Source organism: Faecalibacterium sp. 7 (assembly GCF_049562865.1).
In the GTDB taxonomy this organism is placed as follows: domain Bacteria; phylum Bacillota; class Clostridia; order Oscillospirales; family Ruminococcaceae; genus Faecalibacterium; species Faecalibacterium wellingii.
On sequence record NZ_CP186911.1, the window covers coordinates 2217979 to 2237436 of the forward strand.

Here is a 19458-nt window from a genome sequence, read left to right on the forward strand (position 1 = left end):
TACGCCGTGTGCAAAAAGAGGACTTTTTTGTGAAAGATAAAAAGAACACGCCGCAGGTGCTTGCGCGCCGGGCGCTGCTTGTGCTGCTGGATGCAGCCATTGTTGCATTCAGCTTTTATTTTGCGCTTCTGCTGCGGGCAGACGGAGCAGTGGAAGCTGCATGGTGGCCGCATAACCGTGAGCTTCTGTACGAAAATCTGCCATGGATCGTGGCGGTGTACATTGCCAGCTTTCTGTTCAGCGGGCTGTACTCCGTACTGTGGAAGTACGCCGGTGAACGCGACCTGATGCGTCTGGCGGGAACGGTGGCTGTGCCTACCGTTGTCGTCTACTGTGTCAACCGCCTGTGCATCCACGGTGTGCTGTTCAACTCTGCCAACTGCATGGCAGCGGTGCTCATCTTCCTGCTGGTGGGCGGCAGCCGTCTGGCATGGCGGCTGTTCCTGAACCACCCGCTGGGCGAAAAGCTGCGCGGCTCGGCCAGCAGAGACCCCAACCGGCCCGTGATGATCGTGGGTGCAGGAGAGGCCGGTGCATGGGCCATCAACGTGTGCAAGTCCAATAAGGAATACGGGCATGCTGTGGTGGCGGTTGATGACGACCCCGCAAAGCTGAACCAGACCATCCACGGGGTGCCGGTGAAGGGCACGCTGGAGGATATCCCGGAGCTGTGCAATCGCTACGGCATCCACAGCATCATCATTGCCATCCCCACCCTGAAGGGCAGCAAACTGAACCATGTCATCGACCTGTGTGTCAGCACCCATTGTGCGGTGCAGCTGCTCAGCGATCCGCAGCTGGTGGGCAGCGGCGCACCCCAGCAGGGAGCCTTCCGCGAGCTGAACCCGGCGGATTTCCTTTCCCGCGATGAGGTGACGCTGGATACGGATCAGATCTCCGGCTACCTTACCGGCAAGACCGTTCTGGTCACGGGCGGCGGCGGCTCCATCGGCAGCGAGCTGTGCCGTCAGGTGATGCGCTTCAAGCCCGGCAAGCTGCTTATTTTTGATATCTACGAGAACTGCGCCTATGAGCTTTTGATGGAACTGCAGCAGAAGTACGGCCGGGATATCCCGGTAACGGTGCTGGTGGGCTCCATCCGGGACAAAAAACGGCTGGACGAGGTGTTTGAGACCTATCACCCCACGGTGGTGTTCCACGCGGCGGCTCACAAGCATGTGCCGCTCATGGAGGTGAGCCCTGCCGAGGCCGTGAAGAATAATGTTCTGGGAACCAAGAACCTTCTGGTGAGCGCCAGCGAGCACGACGTGGAGCGATTCGTGCAGCTTTCCACCGATAAGGCTGTGAACCCCACCAGCGTGATGGGCTGTACCAAGCGCATCTGCGAAATGCTCATCCAGACCTTTGCGGGCAACACGGATATGAAGTGTGTGGCTGTGCGTTTTGGCAATGTGCTGGGCAGCCACGGCAGCGTCATTCCGCTGTTTGAGGCCCAGATCAAAAAAGGCGGGCCCGTCACCCTGACAGACCCCAACATTGAGCGCTACTTTATGACCATTCCGGAAGCGGCCCAGCTGGTGCTGCAGGCCGGTGCGCTGGCCGAAAGCGGCAATATCTATGTGCTGGACATGGGCGAGCCGGTCAAGATCATGGATCTGGCAAAGCAGCTCATCCGCTTTTACGGCTATGAGCCGGGCGTGAATATGGAGATCAAGATCGTGGGTCTGCGCCCGGGCGAAAAGCTCTATGAAGAGCTGATGATGGACGAGGAGCAGGACAAGATGCGCCGCACCCAGCATAACAAGATCTTTGTGGCCTCGCCCCGCAGCATTGACCTTGCCGAGTTCTACGAGCAGCTGCAGGAGCTTGCCAAAGCCGCCCAGCACAACGATGAGGGTGTGGTGCAGCAGCTGGCAAAGATGATCCCCACCTTCACCCCTACCCGCCAGAATCTGAAGCTGTAAACTCCCCCAGTCTGCTGCGCAGACAGCCCCCTCAAAGAGGGAGGTGGCATCGCGTCAGCGATGCCGGAAGGAGCTTCTACCAACGTCACTGCGGCAATCGGCCGCGTGTATATAAAATGAGAGGGATGTTACTATGGAAAAGAAACCGTTTCTGACCGAGGCGATGGCACAGGAGATCATTCAGGATGTGCCCACGCCGTTCCATGTCTACGACGAGAAGGGCATCCGTGAAAATGCCCGCCGCATCAACAAGGCATTCAGCTGGAACAAAGGCTTCAAGGAGTATTTTGCAGTCAAGGCTTTGCCGAACCCTGTCATTCTGCAGATCCTCAAGGAGGAGGGCTGCGGCGTGGACTGCTCGTCCCTGACCGAGCTGATGCTCAGCGAGGTGTGCGGCTTCTCCGGCAGCGATATCATGTTCTCCTCCAACCAGACTCCCGTGGAAGATATGAAGAAGGCCTACGAGCTGGGTGCCTATATCAATCTGGACGACGCCACCATGGTGGAATTTCTGGAACGTGTCGCCGGCGTGCCGGAGAACATCTTCTGCCGCTATAACCCGGGCGGCACCTTCAGTCTGGGCGAGAGCGAAGAGGGCTTTCAGGTCATGGACAAGCCCGGCGATGCCAAGTATGGTATGACCGAGGAGCAGATGGTCGAAAGCTACAAGAAGCTGGCTGCAAAGGGTGCCAAGAACTTCGGCATCCACGCTTTCCTGGCCTCCAACACCATTTCCGATGAATACTATCCGGAGCTGGCAGGCATCCTGTTCCAGCTGGCAGTCCGGGTGCAGAAGGCCACCGGCGTGCACATCGGCTACATCAACCTGTCCGGCGGTGTGGGTATCCCGTACCGTCCGGAGCAGACCGAAAATGACATCATGGCCATCGGTGAGGGCGTGCGCAGAAAGTTTGAGGAGATCCTGGTGCCTGCCGGCATGGGTGATGTGGCGATCTTTACCGAGATGGGCCGCTTTACCACCGGCCCCTACGGTGCTCTGGTGGCAACGGCCATCCACGAAAAGCATATCTATAAGGAGTACATCGGTCTGGACGCCTGCGCTGCCAACCTGATGCGTCCCGCCATGTATGGCGCATACCATCACATCACTGTGCTGGGCAAGGAAAACGAGCCCTGCGACCACATGTATGATGTGGTGGGCGGTCTGTGTGAGAACAACGACAAGTTTGCCATCGACCGTATGCTGCCCAAGATCGACATTGGCGATATCGTCTATATCCACGACACCGGTGCACACGGTTCTGCCATGGGCTACAACTACAACGGCAAGCTGCGCAGCGCAGAGGTGCTGCTGTGCGAGGACGGCACCCACCGTCTGATCCGCCGTGCCGAGACGCCGCGTGATTATTTTGCAACGCTGGACTTCCTGCCCCTGATGAAGCCGCTGTTTGAGGACTGACCCTCTCAGCTTCGCTGCGCTCAGCAGCTCCCCCGAAGGGGGAGCTTTTCCTCTGCTGACCGAAAGGTTATCCTCCCAACGATGGGAATACTTTCCCGTTAGTGCATAAGAACTCGTCCTTCGGGAGAGCAGGCAAAGCCGACAGGCTTTGCCTGAGAGGGTTATAGATTCAATACAACGAGGTACAACAGATGTTTTTTGGTTTTCAGCTCACCCTTGGCCTGATGATGGTATTCTACGGCTATTCGGTCATGAAAAATCCCCGTGTCTGGGGCGATCAGGGCCGCCGTGCCGTCAAGGCGGAGCACTTTGAGGAATACTGCCGCCAGAATGGCCTGTTCTTCCTGAAGGCAGGCTGTGTGGTGGCGGTGATCGGTGCACTGGATGCGCTCATCACGCTGGATGCCCTGCTGTACGCTCTGCTGTACCTCTTCGGTCTGGCCTTCGCGTTCTATCCGCTGGTCAAATGGTGCCGCGAAAATGAGGGCTTCAGCTGGCCATGGCCCCATGTCCAGAGCGAGAAAAAGCGCATCAAAGAGCTGCGCCGTGAACAGGAATCGCAGGAAAAGGCGGAGCAGGACTCCGACAAAAAGTAAAGAACAAAGAGAAAAACGGCTGCTGTACGGTAAAGTACAGCAGCCGTTTTTTACAATTCATCAATGCTTTTTTGAAGCGTTTGATAAAACTGCCCCAGGTGATACCCATCGATGAACCGGTGGCTCACCTCAAGGCTCATGCCCAGCGTTTCGCGGCCGTTTTCCGGGACATATTTGCCCCATGTGATGCGGGGGATGGCGTCGTCTTTGTCAAAATCCCGCTCGTTGGTGCAGCTGGTCAGATCAAACCACGGCGTGGTGGAAATGTAGATCAGCGCGTCCGTCTCGCAGTCCTGATCCAGAAAGCTCTTCTGTGCAGCGCTCTTAGCTTTTGCGGCGCAGCAGAACTCGTCCAGCGTGCCGGTCTTGGGCAGTGTGACGATGTGGAACTGCTCACTGCCGGGCTTCAGGTCGGTCAGGCTGGGGATGCGCTTATCCAGAAGCCAGACCTCGCCGTCCCGGATGGTATAGCGGAAATTCACCACGCTGTTCACGGCATCGGTCACGAGGTAGCCGAGGGCATAATAAAAGGAAATGCCGCGGGCTTTGGTGTAGGCGTGGAGATTCGTCACGTCCACCCGGAAGGTGACGCTGTAAAATGGCTGTGACACTCCGGAAAAGAACCGGAACAGCTCTGCCCGCGGCCACATGTTCATGTCGATTTTATGCATGGCTGTTTTCTCCATCCGCCTTGCTTTTATCCAGTGCATCAAACTGCTTCACGATCTGCGGGTCCTTCAGTTTGATGACCTTGCCGGAGAGGTAATGCAGGCTGTTCTCCTCAGGAATGTCCAGAAAGCTGACGCGCACGGCGCACAGGGCCTGCGTTTTGGTGCCGGTGCGCTCGTTCATTTTGCGGTTGCCGTACTTGATGTCGCCCAGTACCGGGCGGCCAAGGTAGGCAAGGTGGGCGCGGATCTGGTGGGTGCGGCCGGTGATAAGGCCGATCCGGCACAGCGCAAAAGGCCCGGCGGTACGCAGTACGTCTACATCCGTAATGATCTGCTTGCGGCGCTCGTCCTGCGACTGGTGTGCGTGGATGCTTACCTTATTGTTCTTTTCGTCGTGCTCCCACCATGCGGTGAACCGTCCCGACTGCGGGATGCCCACCGTGATGGTGTAGTATTCCTTCTTGAGCAGATCGGTGCGGATGATCTCATTCATGTCACGCAGGGCGGTATAGCTCTTGGCTGCGATCACAAGGCCCTCGGTGCCGCGGTCCAGCCGGTTGCAGATGCCGGGCTTGAAGCGGTTCTCGCCGTGGGGGTCGTATTCGCCTTTTTCGGCCAGATACTGGGTAAAAGCGTCCACAAGGTTTGCGTCGCCGGTGCGGTCACTATGGCACAGCAGGTGGGTGGGCTTGTACAGAACAGCAATGTTTTCGTCCTCGTAGATGACAGTCACCTTGGGCTGATTGGGCTGCTTTTTGGGGGCAGCCTTCTGCACCGGCTTTGCACCCTCCGTCGGGAAAAACTCGTCGTTGATGTACAATTCGATCAGATCCCCCGTCTGGATGCGGTACTCCGGCGCGGCCTTTTTTCCGTTCACCTTCACACGCTTGTTGCGGAAGCTCTTGTACAGCAGGCTGGTGGGAAAATCGCGGGTCACGCTCTGCACAAAGCGGGAAAGACGAACGCCGTCGTCGTTGGCGGTTGCGGTATACTGTTTCATAAATGGTTCCTCAAATCTCAAAAGATACCTTTATAGTAATACAGCCACGGCTGCAAGTCAACGCGGAAACGTCCCGGATCAAAACTATTTTTCCCCAAAGCCTTGAGTTCCCGATGCAAAATGGGTACTATTATAGGGAATGAACAAGAAGGAGAGTACCGGCAATGGCAGAACACAAACGGCATCAGGGGCATCGCCAGCGGATGCGCGAACGGGTGCAGAACTACGGGCTGGACAGTCTGGCCGAGCACGAAGCACTGGAATATGTGCTGTACCTCACCAATGCGCAGAAGGACACCAACGGCATCGCACATGACCTCATCGACCGTTTTGGTGATTTTGCGGCGGTACTGGAGGCCAGTGAGGAGGAGCTGTGCACCGTGGAGGGTGTGGGCCCTGCCACTGCCCGGATGCTGCATCTACTGCCGCAGATCTGCCGTTATTACAGCCGCAGCCGAACCAGCACCACCCGCTGCATCAAGACTACCGAGCAGATGGGCAGCTACCTCATGGCAAAGTTTGCATGGTCAGACTACGAGCGCGCCATGCTGGTGAGTCTGGACAGCCGCAAACGGGTGCGGGCGGCGGTCTGGCTGCGGGAAGGCACCTCTGACCGGGTAAGTCTGGAGATCAAGAGCGTGGTGGCTGCGGCTATCAAGGGCGGCACCGACACGGTAGTGCTCTGCCACAATCACCCCAACGGTGCGGCACTGCCCTCCATGGAGGACATAGAAGCCACCGGCAGCATCGCTCAGGCACTGGGTCTTGTAAACATCTATTTGCTGGATCACTTCATCCTGACCGATACGGAATATTTCTCCATGCGGGATGCCAACCGCCTGCCGATCTATGATTTCAGGACCGGTACGTTGTTCTGGCCGTGAGCTTTATCGGAAACGGGAAGCGGCTTTCATCATGTGCCGGCCGAATTAACAGCTGTCAGGATGGTTTTCACAAAGAACTGTTTACATTATAAAACTACTGTGCTATAATCAAAACATAAAATACAACTGATTGTGGTTCTTTGCGTGAGGGCCGGAGAGGAGAGGGAAGATGGCAGACGAAAAATTTGAACTGGTATCCTCTTACCAGCCCACCGGCGACCAGCCGCAGGCCATTGAAACACTGGTGGAGGGCGTGGAGCGCGGCGACCGCTGCCAGACCCTGTTGGGAGTTACTGGCAGCGGCAAGACCTTTACCATGGCAAATGTGATTGCAAAATGCAACCGCCCCACGCTGGTGCTGGCCCACAATAAAACACTGGCGGCACAGCTGTGCACCGAGTTCCGCTCCTTTTTCCCCAACAATGCGGTGGAGTATTTCGTCAGCTACTACGATTACTACCAGCCGGAAGCCTATATCCCCAGCACTGATACCTATATTGAAAAGGACAGCGCCATCAATGACGAGATCGACCGTCTGCGCCACTCGGCCACGGCGGCACTTTCGGAGCGGAGGGACGTGATGATCGTAGCTTCGGTGTCCTGCATCTACTCGCTGGGCGATCCTATCGACTACCGCAGCATGGTCATCAGCCTGCGCCCCGGCATGCAGATGGAGCGCGATGCGCTGTGCCAGAAGCTTGTGACACTGCAATATGAACGCAATGACGTGAATTTTGTGCGCAATAAGTTCCGCGTCCACGGCGACATCGTGGACATCTACCTTGCCTATATGAGCGAGCTTGCCATCCGGGTGGAGTTTTTCGGGGACGAGATCGACCGCATCACCGAGTTCAATCCGCTCACCGGTGCCAAGCAGAATGTGGTCAAGCATGTGGCCATCTTCCCAGCCAGTCACTACATCGTCAGCGCCGAGAAGAAGGCCGCCGCGCTGGAAAAGATTCGTGCCGAGTGTGACGCGCAGGTGAAGCAGTTCACCGCAGAGGGCAAGCTCATCGAAGCCCAGCGCATCGCTCAGCGCACCAATTACGACATTGAAATGCTCAACGAGGTGGGCATGTGCAAGGGCATTGAGAACTATTCGGCAGTGCTCTCCGGCCGAAAACCGGGCAGTATGCCCACCACCCTGCTGGATTATTTCCCGGACGATTTTCTGTTGTTTGTGGATGAGAGCCATGTGACCCTGCCGCAGGTGCGCGCCATGTACGGCGGAGACTACGCCCGCAAAAAAACACTGGTGGAGTATGGCTTCCGCCTGCCGTCGGCTTTTGATAACCGACCGCTCAAGTTTGAGGAAGTGGAATCCAAGCTTAACCAGATGATCTTTGTTTCGGCTACGCCCGGCGACTACGAGCGTCAGAACAGCACGCAGGTGGCGCAGCAGGTCATCCGGCCCACCGGCCTTCTGGACCCGCTGATCTCGGTGCGCCCGGTGGAAGGGCAGGTGGTGGATCTGCTGGGCGAGATCAACACCCGCATCCAGCGGCATGAGCGTGTTCTTGTGACCACCCTGACCAAGAAAATGGCCGAGGACCTGACCGATTACCTCACCGAGCAGGGGATCAAGGTCAAGTATATGCACCACGAGGTGGACACCTTCGAGCGGATGGAGATCATCAAGGATCTGCGGCTGGGCAGCATCGATGTTGTGGTGGGCATCAATCTGCTGCGCGAGGGTCTGGACCTGCCGGAGGTGAGCCTTGTGGCCATTCTGGACGCGGATAAAGAGGGCTTCCTGCGCAGTGAGACCAGCCTGATCCAGACCATTGGCCGCGCAGCCCGCAACGCCGAGGGCCTTGTGATCATGTATGCGGATGTCGTCACCGACAGCATGGACCGCGCTATCACCGAAACCGAACGCCGCCGCGCCATCCAGATGGCCTATAATCAGGAACACGGCATCGTGCCCAAAACCATCGTCAAGGCCATCGCAGACAGCATTGAGATCAGCGATAAAGCGGAGAACGCTAAGCTGAACACCCGCCGTATGGGCAGGATGGAGCGGGAAGCCGCCATCGAGCGCCTGACCCGTGAGATGAAGGAGGCGGCGAAGCTGCTGGAATTTGAGCATGCAGCCTTCCTGCGTGACCAGATCGACCGCCTGCGCCGCGGCGAGAACCCGACGGTAGACTCTGCCGCTGAGACGGAGCGCAAACAGAACCATTCACAGACACAACGAAAAGGGAGAAAATACCTTGGCAAACGATAAGATCGTCATCAGAGGTGCCCGCGAGCACAACCTGAAAAATGTAAATCTGACCCTCCCACGGGAAAAGCTGATCGTCATGACCGGACTTTCCGGTTCGGGCAAGTCGAGCCTTGCTTTTGACACCATCTACGCCGACGGTCAGCGCCGCTATGTGGAAAGCCTTTCCAGCTACGCACGCATGTTTCTGGGCCGCATGGATAAGCCCGATGTGGACGAGATCACCGGTCTCTCGCCGGCAATTTCCATCGACCAGAAAACCACCAGCCACAACCCCCGCTCTACCGTGGGCACTGTGACCGAAATCTACGATTATCTGCGTCTTTTGTACGCCCGCGTGGGCGTGCCCCACTGCCCGGTATGCGGGCGGGTGATCAGCCAGCAGACCGTGGACGAAATGGTGGATGCGGTGCTCAAACTGGAAGAAGGCACCAAATTTCAGGTGCTGGCACCGGTGGTGCGGCAGCGAAAGGGCACCCAGCAGAAAGAGCTGGATGCCGCCCGCCGCGGTGGTTATGCCCGCGTGAAAATTGACGGAAACATGTATGATCTGGACGAAGAGATCAAGCTGGAAAAAAACATCAAGCACACAGTGGAGATCGTGGTGGACCGTCTTGCCCTGCGCAAGGGCATCCGGGGCCGTCTGGCCGATTCTCTGGAGACTGCGCTGGCGCTTACCGGCGGCATCGCCGAGGTGGATGTGATCGGCGGCGAGTGCATGACCTTCAGTCAGAACTTTGCCTGCCCGGAGCATGGTATTTCCATCAGCGACCTGTCGCCGCGGCTCTTCTCCTTTAATAACCCGCTGGGAGCCTGCGAAAAATGCACCGGCCTTGGCACCTTTATGCGGGTGGACGAGGAGCGCATCCTGCCCAACCGGAATCTTTCCATCCGGGAGGGAGCCATCAAGGCCAGCGGCTGGTACTATGCTGAAGGGTCTGTGTCCGAAATGTATTATCTGGGCCTTGGAAAAAAGTACGGCTTCACGCTGGATACGCCCATCAAAGAGATGAGCACTGAGGCCGTCAATGCTTTGCTGTACGGCACCAATGGCGAAAAAATTGAGATGCACCGCACCAACGAGTTCGGCAGCGGAGTGTATTATAATACCTTCGAGGGCATCGTGGAGAATTTGGAGCGCCGCTTCCGCGAGACCAACAGCGAGTGGATGAAGGAGGAGATCGGCAGTTTCATGTCCGGCGTGGAGTGCCCGGACTGTCACGGCAAGCGCCTGAAGCCGGTAGTTCTGGCCGTGACCATTGGGGATAAGAATATCAGTGATTTCTGCGAAATGTCCATCCGGGATGAGCTGGCCTTCATCAAAGAAAATGAGCCGCACCTGACCGAAAAACAGAAGCAGATCGGCGGGCAGATCATGAAGGAGATCCGGAACCGCCTGCAGTTTTTGCAGAGCGTGGGTCTGGATTATCTCACGCTGGCCCGTTCCGCAGGCACCCTTTCCGGCGGCGAGAGCCAGCGCATCCGCCTGACCACCCAGATCGGCAGCGCACTTTCCGGTGTGCTCTATGTGCTGGACGAGCCCAGCATCGGTCTGCATCAGCGTGATAATGACAAGCTCATTGCTACGCTGAAAAATCTGCGGGACCTCGGCAATACGGTGATCGTGGTAGAGCACGATGAGGACACCATGCGCAGCGCGGATTATATCGTGGATGTAGGCCCGGGGGCCGGTGTTCATGGCGGCGAGATCGTGGCTGCGGGCTCTGTCAAAGATATCTGTAAGGCAAAGCGCAGCATCACTGGCGATTACCTCTCCGGCCGCAAGCGCATTGCCGTGCCGCAGACCCGCCGCACCGGCAACGGCAATTTTCTCACCGTGAAGGGCGCACGGGAAAACAACCTGCGCAACATCGACGTAAAATTCCCGCTGGGCGAGTTTATCTGCGTCACCGGTATTTCCGGCTCCGGTAAGTCCAGCCTGATCAACGAGATCCTGTACAAGACCCTTGCCTGCGAGCTGAACGGTGCCCGTTCCCGCGCGGGCAAGTGTGATGGGGTAGAAGGGCTGGAATTTGTGGATAAGGTCATCGGCATCGACCAGCAGCCGATCGGCCGTACGCCCCGCTCCAATCCTGCCACTTATACCGGTGTGTTCAATGATATCCGCACGGTGTTCTCCCAGACGCAGGATGCCAAAATGCGCGGCTACGGCCCGGGGCGTTTCAGCTTCAACGTCAAGGGCGGCCGTTGTGAAGCCTGCGAGGGCAACGGCATCCTACAGATCGAAATGCACTTTCTTCCGGATGTGTATGTGCCCTGCGAAGTGTGCAAGGGTGCACGCTACAACCGTGAAACGCTGGAAGTGAAGTATAAGGAAAAGACCATCTCCGATGTGCTGAACATGACGGTGGAGGAAGCGGTGGTCTTCTTTGCCAATCAGCCCAAGATCGCCCGCAAGCTGCAGACCCTGCTGGACGTGGGTCTTGGTTATGTAACACTGGGCCAGAGCGCCACCACCCTTTCCGGCGGCGAAGCCCAGCGCGTGAAGCTGGCAAACGAGCTGGCCCGCCGCAGCACCGGCAAGACCGTGTATATCCTCGACGAGCCTACTACCGGCCTGCACATCGCAGACGTGCACCGCCTGATCGAGGTGCTGCAAAAGCTGGTGGATGCGGGCAACACGGTCATTGTCATTGAGCACAATCTGGATCTGATCAAGTGCGCCGATCATATTATCGATCTTGGCCCTGAGGGCGGCAGTGCAGGCGGTGAAATCGTGGCCGAGGGCACGCCGGAACAGGTGGCAGAGGTGCCGGGCAGCTTTACCGGCCAGTATCTGAAGCCACTTTTGGAAAAAGACAAGATCCTGCAAGAAAAAGAACAAAATAAATAAAGCGCGTACTTTCGCAAAAATCAGACTTTTTGCAAAAAAAGCAAAGAAAATTGCAAAAATCGGTTGACAAAACTGTTGCATCTGAGTATAATATTTCATGTCGCCACGCTTCGGTAGGGAAGCGGCGGTCGATATCCGGGTGTAGCGCAGTTTTGGTAGCGCGCTTGAATGGGGTTCAAGAGGCCGTGAGTTCGATTCTCGCCACTCGGACCAAACAAAAATAATCCGAACTTGTTTCCGATAGGAGATGGGTTCGGATTATTTGTTTTCTTCGGAAAATTCAATATGGGTGTCCGTGGAAGATGAAATCCGAAATCATAGATTGGGCAATATAAGCTACGACATGATTTCAGGAGGACACGAACATGAAGTATGATGAAAGCGTTTGCAAATTCAACATGGACACCGGCTGCGTGGAGCTGCTGCTCCGGGATGGGAGTAAAATTTCAATTGACTGTACCGGGGTTGAGGATGCACTGGGCAGAGGTCGGAGTTGGATTATCTCATCTACAATGACCCGCTTGGCTATAGATTCCATCGGCTTGTAGGCCATCGGGCTTTCGTCCAACGTATTCCGGTTGACAGAAGTGGTATAGATGCCTTTCATCTCTTTCTTGTACTGTGGACAAGGTAAAACTGCTCCGGGCAGCGGCGCGGCTCATTAGGCGGCCTGCACCGTGGGGAGCAGATTCGTTCCAGTCCTGATTGCCCTTTCCGATGCAGAGCAGACAGCCATCCCGCATATTCATCGGGATAATAAGCTTCTCGCCTTCTTTTGCAGACACTGCCCCTTTGCGCAGAATCATCGAATCAAGGTCGATGTAGTTGTGAATCGTGGAGATGGTTTCTTCCACATCCAGCTTTATGCCCTTGATGATGTCGTTGGCAATAGCACGGCGGTTCAGTTCAGCAAATGCCTGCGTAATACGCATATCATGCAGATAATCGTCCATTAAGCTGCCCGTGGCATACGCCAATTCAAAAGGTGTTTCCTCTGGGCACTGGTGAAATGCTTCGTTCTGGTAAAACGAAGCCACCTTTACGCCAAGCCGCCGACTGCCAGAATGGATGATTAGCCAGAAATCGCCGTTTTGGGTTTTGTCTACTTCGATAAAATGGTTTCCGCCGCCCAGCGTTCCCACAGCACAGAGTGCCTTGTCTTTTTGGACATGGTGCAGACAGTGCAGGGAGTCCAGACTTGCCCGTTCTGCAAAATGGTGTGGTGCATTTCGCGCACTTTTACCGGAAGGGATGCTGTCCCAAATCAGCTTGTCCAGCTTTTGAAGCTCCAGACGCTTTGCCCGGAACCTGACAGCCAACATCCCACAACCAATATGGAGCCTTTGGGCAGATGGTATTCCCCGATGCGTCGCTCCAGAATAAGGGAGTAGAACGTTTTCTGAACTTCCTGCGAGCATGCGTTCAACTCATCCAGAAACAGACAATAAGGCTCTTCTCGTGCGATCATCCGGGGCGGGCAAAACACACTGCGCCCGTCCACGATCTGCGGCACACCAATGATATCTTCCGGTGCAAGTTGGCTGCCCAGCAGAGAAACACAGGGCAACCCCATATCTTCGGCAAACTGCTCCACGATGGCAGATTTGCCGATGCCGGGTGCGCCCCAGATAAAGACCGGGCGCACGAGGCCGACATTCAATAAAATATCCAGAAGCTGCTTCTGGTTGACCGAAACTGTGAGATTCAAGGCGATTTATCCTCCGTGATGCGACGAATGACGATTCCTGTATAATTCAAAGATTTTATCTTCCGCGCCCCTTTCCATTTGTTTGAACACAGTATAACAAAGCAGGATGACAGATTCTGTCATCCTGCTTCGGCTTTTTGTTGAGTTTTGCGGTTTAGTAGTCCTTCAAGGCTTCGCAGATCTGAGGGCGAACTTCCACCCCGAACCGGAGGCACAGAGTCTTGACCATCCGGACATAGATTTGCTTGGCCGGTTCCCACTGACGGTTTTCCAGTGCCGTACAGCTGGGGCGGATGTAGTCTTCCCACAAGGACTGATACAGTGCGTCGGGATCCGGAGTGCGATCGATGGCCTGCACCAGCAGCGGCCCCACGCGGTAATATTCCCGGACGATGGCTTCACCCTGTGGCGTGGATTGCAGCTTGTTGTCCCGGAACCAGCGCAGCAGGTTCAGCTCGCGGCAGTCATCCCCGGCGTGCAGTGCACGACAGGTGGCCGTTGTGATAAAGCAGCCACTGTCGTGAGTCTGGTAGTTGGACGTTGTGCGTTTGTAGCTGTTTTTCTCCTGATAGGCGGTAGTCTGTTCTTCTTTTTCTTTTGCATCTGCCTGATAGCACGCACGCAGGGAAGGCTGCAGGGATGGGTTCTTGAAGCCTTTGAGGGCGGCCAGCTGATAATAGCGTATGGCCTGCTCCGTATTCTGGGCGACACCATAGCCGTGATGGTACATACATCCCTTGCAGAAATTAGAAACGCCGGTGTCAATGCCGGAAAGCAGGCACATGGCCTCGGAATAGGATTCGCCCAAGCAGAACAGCACCACACCAAGAATCTCGCTGTTGTGCAGTGACTGATGGCTGCGTTCCTCGATGAGATAGTGGCACAGAGAACAGAGAACCTTTCCGTTCTCTGCATATTTTTTTCTGGCAGCATCGGTCAGGCTGGTCGAGCCGATCCGCTTGGCGGTGGAAAAACCAGAATCATACAGCTTGTCCACGATGAACTGGATGGCGGGTAGATATCCTTTGACTGCGGCCAGCTTATAATAAGTGAATCCCGGATCGGCCAGATCGGAGTATGTTACACAGCGCGGGGTGCTCCGTTGAGCCATTGCCACGCAGGCTTCCGGCAGCAGACCGTTGACCAGCACGGAAAGATCAATGGAAGAGGAAGCGCAGTTGTAGAGCTGCAACAGCTTTTCTCCGGCGGGCAGGTATCCCCGCTGGAAGCTTTCGGTCAGGGCCGAGGTGACGTCTTCTGGGAACGTGGCAATCAGGCTTTTTGCGTAATATTCCCGGCCAGAGGAAAGCCGATTCGGCTTCAACAGGTCCACATACTGGCGCAACGTTGCGCGGGACAGACTGTCCGGGTTCTGAAGTTCCAGCAGCATCCGGGCCTTTTCCCACTCGCCGGGGCCTACCGTGACGACTGGAGCACTGACGGGTTTTCCGGCCTTCTTTTTCAGGTAGGCCTGTACCAGCGGAAGCTCCGGATATTCCAGTGTACGCAGGCTGGCTTCGATCTTCTGCCCGAAACGGGTCTTTTCTCGCTCTTCGGTAAAGAAAATCTCGAACACAGCATCCCACACACGGCGGGGCACCTCTTTCCCGCTGGAAGAGAGATCCCGCAGATCCTTTTCGTTTTCCGTCAGGCAGGTGTGAATCGTTTCCAGAACAGGCTGCAGGGCGTTCCACTCGTTGTTCAGCTGGTCTCCGGCCTCTTTGGCCGACTGTCGGAGCTGCGGCAGGGCATCGTTCTGTTTCTCGCCCAGCCGCACGATGTCATCGGTGATCTGTCGGACGACTTCCTGCATTTCATTGCTGCTGCGCAGATAATAGCATTCCATCTGCGTAAAGAGTGCCTGAAAACGGTATTGGAAGCCGTACAGAATCGGGTGGATGGTGCCCAGACAGGGAACCAGCATCGCCCAGTCCATGCGGGGATAATGGCAGAGTGCCGGGTGGGCTTTCAGTGCGGGAACCAGCTCCGGTTTACAGGTGACCGCGTCAAAATGATCCAGTCCGCGCTTGGAAGCGGTCTGGAAGCCGCGGGAATTAAGACAGGCGATCTTTCGGCTCACCGCGCCCCCGAACAGCTGCTCTGCCCGGTGGTAGACGTTATCGAAAATAAGCGAAACGTTTTTGACCGCCAGCGGGGTGCGCAGCAGAAAGACTTGGACGATCTTGTTGAGAGCTACGCGGTTCTTGCCGCTTTCGGTCAGGAGCAGTTCATATTCGGCGGGGGACAGGGCAACATGCCGGTTGGCATAGTTCAGAACTTCCAGCTGATCCTCTTCGCTGTCCACGATCAGAAATGGAATCTGCGTCTGGAGCCGGAGCAGCGGGGCAATGTCTGCCCAGTGCAGGAATGCGCGCCGGAAAGGCTCAAAGAGAGTGTTGGTGTGGTAGTCCGAGATCAGCAGGCAGCCGGTGCCGGCCAGCTCGGGGCAGAGGTACAGGGGTTCCATCTCGTCCAGCAGACCCTCAGCCTTTTTTTGCAGGGCGGGCGCATCGGGATAGCGGGAGGCTTTGAGCTGTGTGGTCAGGTCGGTATGGACCAGAGCGTACAGCTTTTCGTAGTGCTCCCACGACCCGGTAGTGGTCTCTGCGCGCTCCTCCTGCATGATCCGAGCCAGAACGGCTAGATAGGCTGTGGTATTATCCATGTTGATCCTCCGACTGAATGTAGCTTGCGATCTCATGATTTATCTGTGTCACGAGATTATCATAGCGCTTGAGCAGCTTCCTTAACTGCGTGTACTTTTGCTGTGTTCTGCCCCACAGCTCCACCAGCGAGCGGATCTGCATCACCTGCCGGGAGCGGGTGATACCCCCAAACAAGTCCCGCGCTGTGTGCCCGGTCGTGTCGATGGCACGGACAAGGTTCTGGCGCAGCTGGTCTTCCAGTTTCTGGAACGCAGTGAACAAATCATTGCTGCGCACGGAATCCTGCAGGACATACTGGAAGAACACCGGGATCAGATTACCGCAGTACTCTTGGTTCTGATTAGAGGAATAGGCCGTGACCCCGAAGCATGGGATGGCAGTCCGGACCATTGTCTGCCGGGCAAGATTCAAGATTTCATGGATTTCATGCTCCGGTTTCAGATCGGCTTTGGTGAAAACAACCAGAATTTTGGTCTGAAAATGCAGCGAGGCCAGAAAATCGAGGTCATCCTGGTTCAACCCGCCGTTGTCGATATCCACCAGCCAGATCAGATAATCGGAAGCGCGGAGCTGTTCAAAGGCGCGCTGTCGGTCAGAGAGAGTCATCTTGGAAAGGCTCTTCTCATCGTATTTCGTATAGCCCGGCGTGTCCAGCAAGGCGATTCCTTCCGGCAGGATGAACGAACTGGATTCTGCAATAATGCAGTCCAGAAAAGCCGAAAACCCGATGCCATAGGTATCGTAGAATTCGTGGGTCAACGCGCCCATGGACTGCGTGGTCAGCGGGGTGCTATAGCCGTAGATGCTGTTGGCGGAAAGCGTATCATGGTCGGCTTTGATGATGTAGGTGGGAACAGAGGTGGTGGGTTTCTGGTCAACCGGGAGCAAGTCTTGAATGCCGGAAATGGCGTTGATGAAGCGGGACTTTCCGGCACTGAATTTGCCGCCGAAGCTGACCACAGCCTTATTCTGGAGTTTCCGGATCTTCTGAATCTCGGTCAGCCGGGCACACAGGTTCAGGAATTGCTCGTACAGTTCCAGCTCGTTGTCCAGCGAAATCTCTGAAAACAAGGCAAACAGTTGCGCCACCATGGACTTGATTCGGTGGACGGGCGGCTGCTTTTCGTTGCGGATCAGCTCCGACAGCAACCGGACGGCCTGACTGCTGTCGGAAATGTACATGTTGGATTCGGGCACTTTTACACCCTGAAAAAGCGTGCTCAGGTCGGGCTCGTCTTCGTCAATAATAAATGGCACGGTGTCACACCTTTCTTATGGTTTCCGCAGGCGGGGAACAGAACCCGTCAGTGGGAGCTGTCGGTCTGTGCCAGCTGTTTTTTCATCTGCTGGATCGTTTTGTCAAACTGCTGATAGGCAGCAAGGTAGGTCTCGCGCTCCTGAATCTGCCCCTGAAGCTTTTCCAGCTCGCCGCAGAGCAGCTCCTGAATCCGGTCGGCAAAGGTTACGGCCTGCTTGTTCAGCATATTGGCGGCCATCTGCAGCGCGGCGGTCAACTGCTGGCCCATGTCTTGGTCAATTTCGTTCAGCAGTCGGGTCTGAAGAGATTTCAGCTTGTGGATGTCGTCGTTTTCCGCATAGCCGGAAGGAAACTGACTTTCGACCTTGTCGATGTAGGTTGTGTAGTCGAACCGGATCTCCGGACTGGAAAGCTCGTTCAGCACATTCTGGAGCGGCAGCCGGATGTCGTCCTCGTCAAACTCCATGTCGCTCTTTCGGAAAGCATCCAGAACCACCTCGACAATGCGGTGGGAGAGCTGCTCCCGGTTGAAGACATACTGGAATTCCTGATTGATCGTGTTCTGGCAGGTGGAGGCGTGGTGCTCAAGGTTGGTCACGACCTCCGAAACATCAACCCGGTTGTTCGTGACCGTATAGGAGTAGTGCTCTTTTATTAAACCGAAAAGGCCTGTGCCTTCGACACCGTGATGTTCCTCGGAACTGGTCTGCACGTCCAGCCGCTGGTGGTTCTGCTGTTCCAGTGTGAGCTGCGGTAGCAGCTGGTTGACTTTGTTTTTGCAGCCGATGGCAGCACCGTCAAAAATATACATCAGCTTGCCGCGGGAGGACTCCATGACCTGTTGAATCGCTTCGGTACGCTGCAGGAGCTGCTCAGAGGTAGAATTTTTCAGGGTGGTGCGGCTGGAGGACAGCTCCTGCTGGATCTTATCCAGTGCGCGCAGATGGTTTATCTGTGCGGTTTCCAGCAGGGTATTGTTTCTGCCATGGATGATTTCTGCCTTCTGCTGTCGCACGGCTTCCAGCGTCTTCAGGACCTTGTTGATGCCGCCGATGGATGACAGCAGAGTCTCGTCAAAGTCCGGGAAGTTGCTGTGCAGATTCTGCAAAACAAGGTTCTCTGCCGGACTCAGCGGCTGATGCTGCTTCTGCTTGCGGGCCATGGAAGAGCAGGTGGAGGAGACGAACAGCAAATCGCTTTCGCTGATCTTTTCCATGATGCCGGCCCGGCGGGGATTGTTACGCATAGCCTGCTGCATGGTGTTACGGAACTGACCCTTGTAACTGTTCAGTGCGTGTTGAGAGGCAACAGCAAAACTGCCTTTCGGCTCGTTCAGCAGGCCGGAATCCAGTTTGCTGCCCACCACGATCACCTTCCGCACGCCGTTGTCCGGCAGACCGTTGGCCATCAGGCCGACCGTGTTGGCGTCCATGAACTGGCTGCACGGGGACAGCAGGATCACGACGTCGCAGGCGCGCAGAAACTGCCGTGTGGCATAGCTGCGGGAGACGATAGGGTCATTCAGGCCCGGGGTATCCACGATCTCCAGATCCTCCAGCTCAGGGAGATTCACTTCCAGCTCGACATAGTTCACGATGGGTGTGAACCGGCCGCGTGCGCCAACGTAATCCTGCAGCTTGGCCATGATGTCACCGTCCAGCACGTCCGCATCCCCCAGATGTTCCAGGATGGCAGAGTTCGAGCCGACCATCTGGGTCAGCTCTTTGGCGCTTTTCAGCACCTCGGAGACATCCTGCTGGAAGAGTGTGCGCTCAAACACTTGCTTGGAGCACACGCCCTCTGTGCTGTCCGCGTGGGACCTGTCATAGATTTTGCAATAGTTGCTGTATTTAGTGTTCAGTTGCTCCTCGTATTTCTGCGCGTTGTCCTCGATTTTTTCCCAGTCCTTCCGCTCATAGAAATGCACTGTTGCCTGCGGCGTCTCGGAATAGCGGATGCGGGTCAGGGCGGCGGTCATGGGGGTGGCCGCCTTGGGCAGAACGTCCTTGCCGCCAAAGATACAGGCGTTCAGAAAGGAGGATTTTCCGGCCTTCATGGCACCCACGATACCGATGCTCAACTTGCGGGCTTCCTGCTGGGCGCGCTGGATCTCAGTTTCCAGCGTTGTGGTGACGGACTGAAAATCAAGGAACTTGCCCTCGTCGAACAACTCCTGATGTTCGCTCAGGGTCTGTTCTATCTGCCGGGCCTGCTGAAGATACGCATTTGCTTTTGCTGGATCAAATCCCATA

Annotated in this window: 13 protein-coding genes, 1 tRNA gene and 1 pseudogene; 8 read left to right on the forward strand and 7 right to left on the reverse strand. The window is 56.1% G+C overall.

From position 1 onward, the window contains the following. Positions 1–29: 29 nt before the first annotated feature. The 3 genes from ACKXF7_RS11070 to ACKXF7_RS11080 all read left to right on the forward strand — a co-directional run bounded on the left by ACKXF7_RS11070 (position 30) and on the right by ACKXF7_RS11080 (position 3941). On the forward strand, positions 30–1925 hold the full coding sequence (locus tag ACKXF7_RS11070; protein ID WP_423741296.1) for a polysaccharide biosynthesis protein: 1896 nt from the start codon (positions 30–32) through the stop codon (positions 1923–1925). A gap of 133 nt (positions 1926–2058) precedes the next feature. Then, entirely contained in the window at positions 2059–3345 is a 1287-nt protein-coding gene (locus ACKXF7_RS11075; RefSeq protein ID WP_249236787.1) for a diaminopimelate decarboxylase family protein, read from the forward strand. A gap of 191 nt (positions 3346–3536) precedes the next feature. Then, positions 3537–3941, forward strand: a complete 405-nt coding sequence (locus ACKXF7_RS11080) for a hypothetical protein (protein ID WP_097775441.1) — start codon at positions 3537–3539, stop codon at positions 3939–3941. Between the two features lie 50 nt (positions 3942–3991). Here the strand turns inward: ACKXF7_RS11080 and ACKXF7_RS11085 are convergent, their stop codons facing one another. Together ACKXF7_RS11085 and ACKXF7_RS11090 are read right to left on the reverse strand one after the other, a co-directional pair. Further along, positions 3992–4612 carry a CatA-like O-acetyltransferase gene (locus ACKXF7_RS11085; protein ID WP_423741298.1) on the reverse strand — a complete coding sequence of 207 codons (621 nt, stop codon included), beginning with the start codon at positions 4610–4612 and terminating at the stop codon, positions 3992–3994. After that, positions 4605–5612, reverse strand: coding sequence for an RluA family pseudouridine synthase (locus ACKXF7_RS11090; RefSeq protein ID WP_423741299.1), 1008 nt, complete (start codon positions 5610–5612; stop codon positions 4605–4607). The genes ACKXF7_RS11085 and ACKXF7_RS11090 overlap by 8 nt, the downstream gene beginning before the upstream one ends. A gap of 164 nt (positions 5613–5776) precedes the next feature. On the opposite strand from ACKXF7_RS11090, the gene ACKXF7_RS11095 reads away from it, so the two are divergent. The 5 genes and pseudogenes from ACKXF7_RS11095 to ACKXF7_RS11115 form a co-directional block, all read left to right on the forward strand. Beyond that, positions 5777–6496: a JAB domain-containing protein gene (locus ACKXF7_RS11095; protein ID WP_339395854.1), complete on the forward strand. Its 720-nt coding sequence runs from the start codon at positions 5777–5779 to the stop codon at positions 6494–6496. A gap of 169 nt (positions 6497–6665) precedes the next feature. Then, positions 6666–8723, forward strand: a complete 2058-nt coding sequence (gene uvrB / locus ACKXF7_RS11100; protein ID WP_423741301.1) for an excinuclease ABC subunit UvrB — start codon at positions 6666–6668, stop codon at positions 8721–8723. Beyond that, a complete protein-coding gene (gene uvrA / locus ACKXF7_RS11105; RefSeq protein WP_348583367.1) occupies positions 8710–11574 on the forward strand; it encodes an excinuclease ABC subunit UvrA in 2865 nt (954 codons plus the stop codon). Before uvrB ends, uvrA begins: the two co-directional genes overlap by 14 nt. Before the next feature lie 135 nt (positions 11575–11709). Further along, positions 11710–11787, forward strand: a tRNA-Pro gene (locus ACKXF7_RS11110). 152 nt (positions 11788–11939) lie between these two features. Next, positions 11940–12103: pseudogene (locus tag ACKXF7_RS11115) on the forward strand (DUF6061 family protein); the annotation flags it as partial. On the opposite strand, the gene ACKXF7_RS11120 reads toward ACKXF7_RS11115, so the two are convergent. The 5 genes from ACKXF7_RS11120 to ACKXF7_RS11140 all read right to left on the reverse strand — a co-directional run bounded on the left by ACKXF7_RS11120 (position 12078) and on the right by ACKXF7_RS11140 (position 19457). Next, complete coding sequence (locus ACKXF7_RS11120; protein WP_339395639.1) at positions 12078–12896, reverse strand: RtcB family protein; 819 nt, start codon at positions 12894–12896, stop codon at positions 12078–12080. The pseudogene ACKXF7_RS11115 and the gene ACKXF7_RS11120 overlap by 26 nt on opposite strands. Beyond that, entirely contained in the window at positions 12839–13282 is a 444-nt protein-coding gene (locus ACKXF7_RS11125) for an AAA family ATPase (RefSeq protein ID WP_423741303.1), read from the reverse strand. The genes ACKXF7_RS11120 and ACKXF7_RS11125 overlap by 58 nt, the downstream gene beginning before the upstream one ends. Before the next feature lie 154 nt (positions 13283–13436). Continuing rightward, positions 13437–15947 carry a CFI-box-CTERM domain-containing protein gene (locus tag ACKXF7_RS11130; RefSeq protein ID WP_423741304.1) on the reverse strand — a complete coding sequence of 837 codons (2511 nt, stop codon included), beginning with the start codon at positions 15945–15947 and terminating at the stop codon, positions 13437–13439. Then, positions 15940–17205 carry a dynamin family protein gene (locus tag ACKXF7_RS11135; RefSeq protein WP_423741305.1) on the reverse strand — a complete coding sequence of 422 codons (1266 nt, stop codon included), beginning with the start codon at positions 17203–17205 and terminating at the stop codon, positions 15940–15942. Before ACKXF7_RS11135 ends, ACKXF7_RS11130 begins: the two co-directional genes overlap by 8 nt. Positions 17206–17252: 47 nt before the next feature. After that, on the reverse strand, positions 17253–19457 hold the full coding sequence (locus ACKXF7_RS11140; RefSeq protein ID WP_423741306.1) for a dynamin family protein: 2205 nt from the start codon (positions 19455–19457) through the stop codon (positions 17253–17255). Position 19458 lies beyond the last annotated feature (1 nt).

Coding starts and splice junctions, on each gene's coding strand:
- ACKXF7_RS11075 (WP_249236787.1), top strand. CDS start 2,059: ATGGAAAAGAAACCGTTTCTGACCGAGGCGATGGCACAGGAGATCATT.
- ACKXF7_RS11080 (WP_097775441.1), top strand. CDS start 3,537: ATGTTTTTTGGTTTTCAGCTCACCCTTGGCCTGATGATGGTATTCTAC.
- ACKXF7_RS11085 (WP_423741298.1), bottom strand. CDS start 4,612: ATGCATAAAATCGACATGAACATGTGGCCGCGGGCAGAGCTGTTCCGG.
- ACKXF7_RS11090 (WP_423741299.1), bottom strand. CDS start 5,612: ATGAAACAGTATACCGCAACCGCCAACGACGACGGCGTTCGTCTTTCC.
- ACKXF7_RS11095 (WP_339395854.1), top strand. CDS start 5,777: ATGGCAGAACACAAACGGCATCAGGGGCATCGCCAGCGGATGCGCGAA.
- uvrB (WP_423741301.1), top strand. CDS start 6,666: ATGGCAGACGAAAAATTTGAACTGGTATCCTCTTACCAGCCCACCGGC.
- ACKXF7_RS11120 (WP_339395639.1), bottom strand. CDS start 12,896: ATGTTGGCTGTCAGGTTCCGGGCAAAGCGTCTGGAGCTTCAAAAGCTG.
- ACKXF7_RS11130 (WP_423741304.1), bottom strand. CDS start 15,947: ATGGATAATACCACAGCCTATCTAGCCGTTCTGGCTCGGATCATGCAG.
- ACKXF7_RS11140 (WP_423741306.1), bottom strand. CDS start 19,457: ATGGGATTTGATCCAGCAAAAGCAAATGCGTATCTTCAGCAGGCCCGG.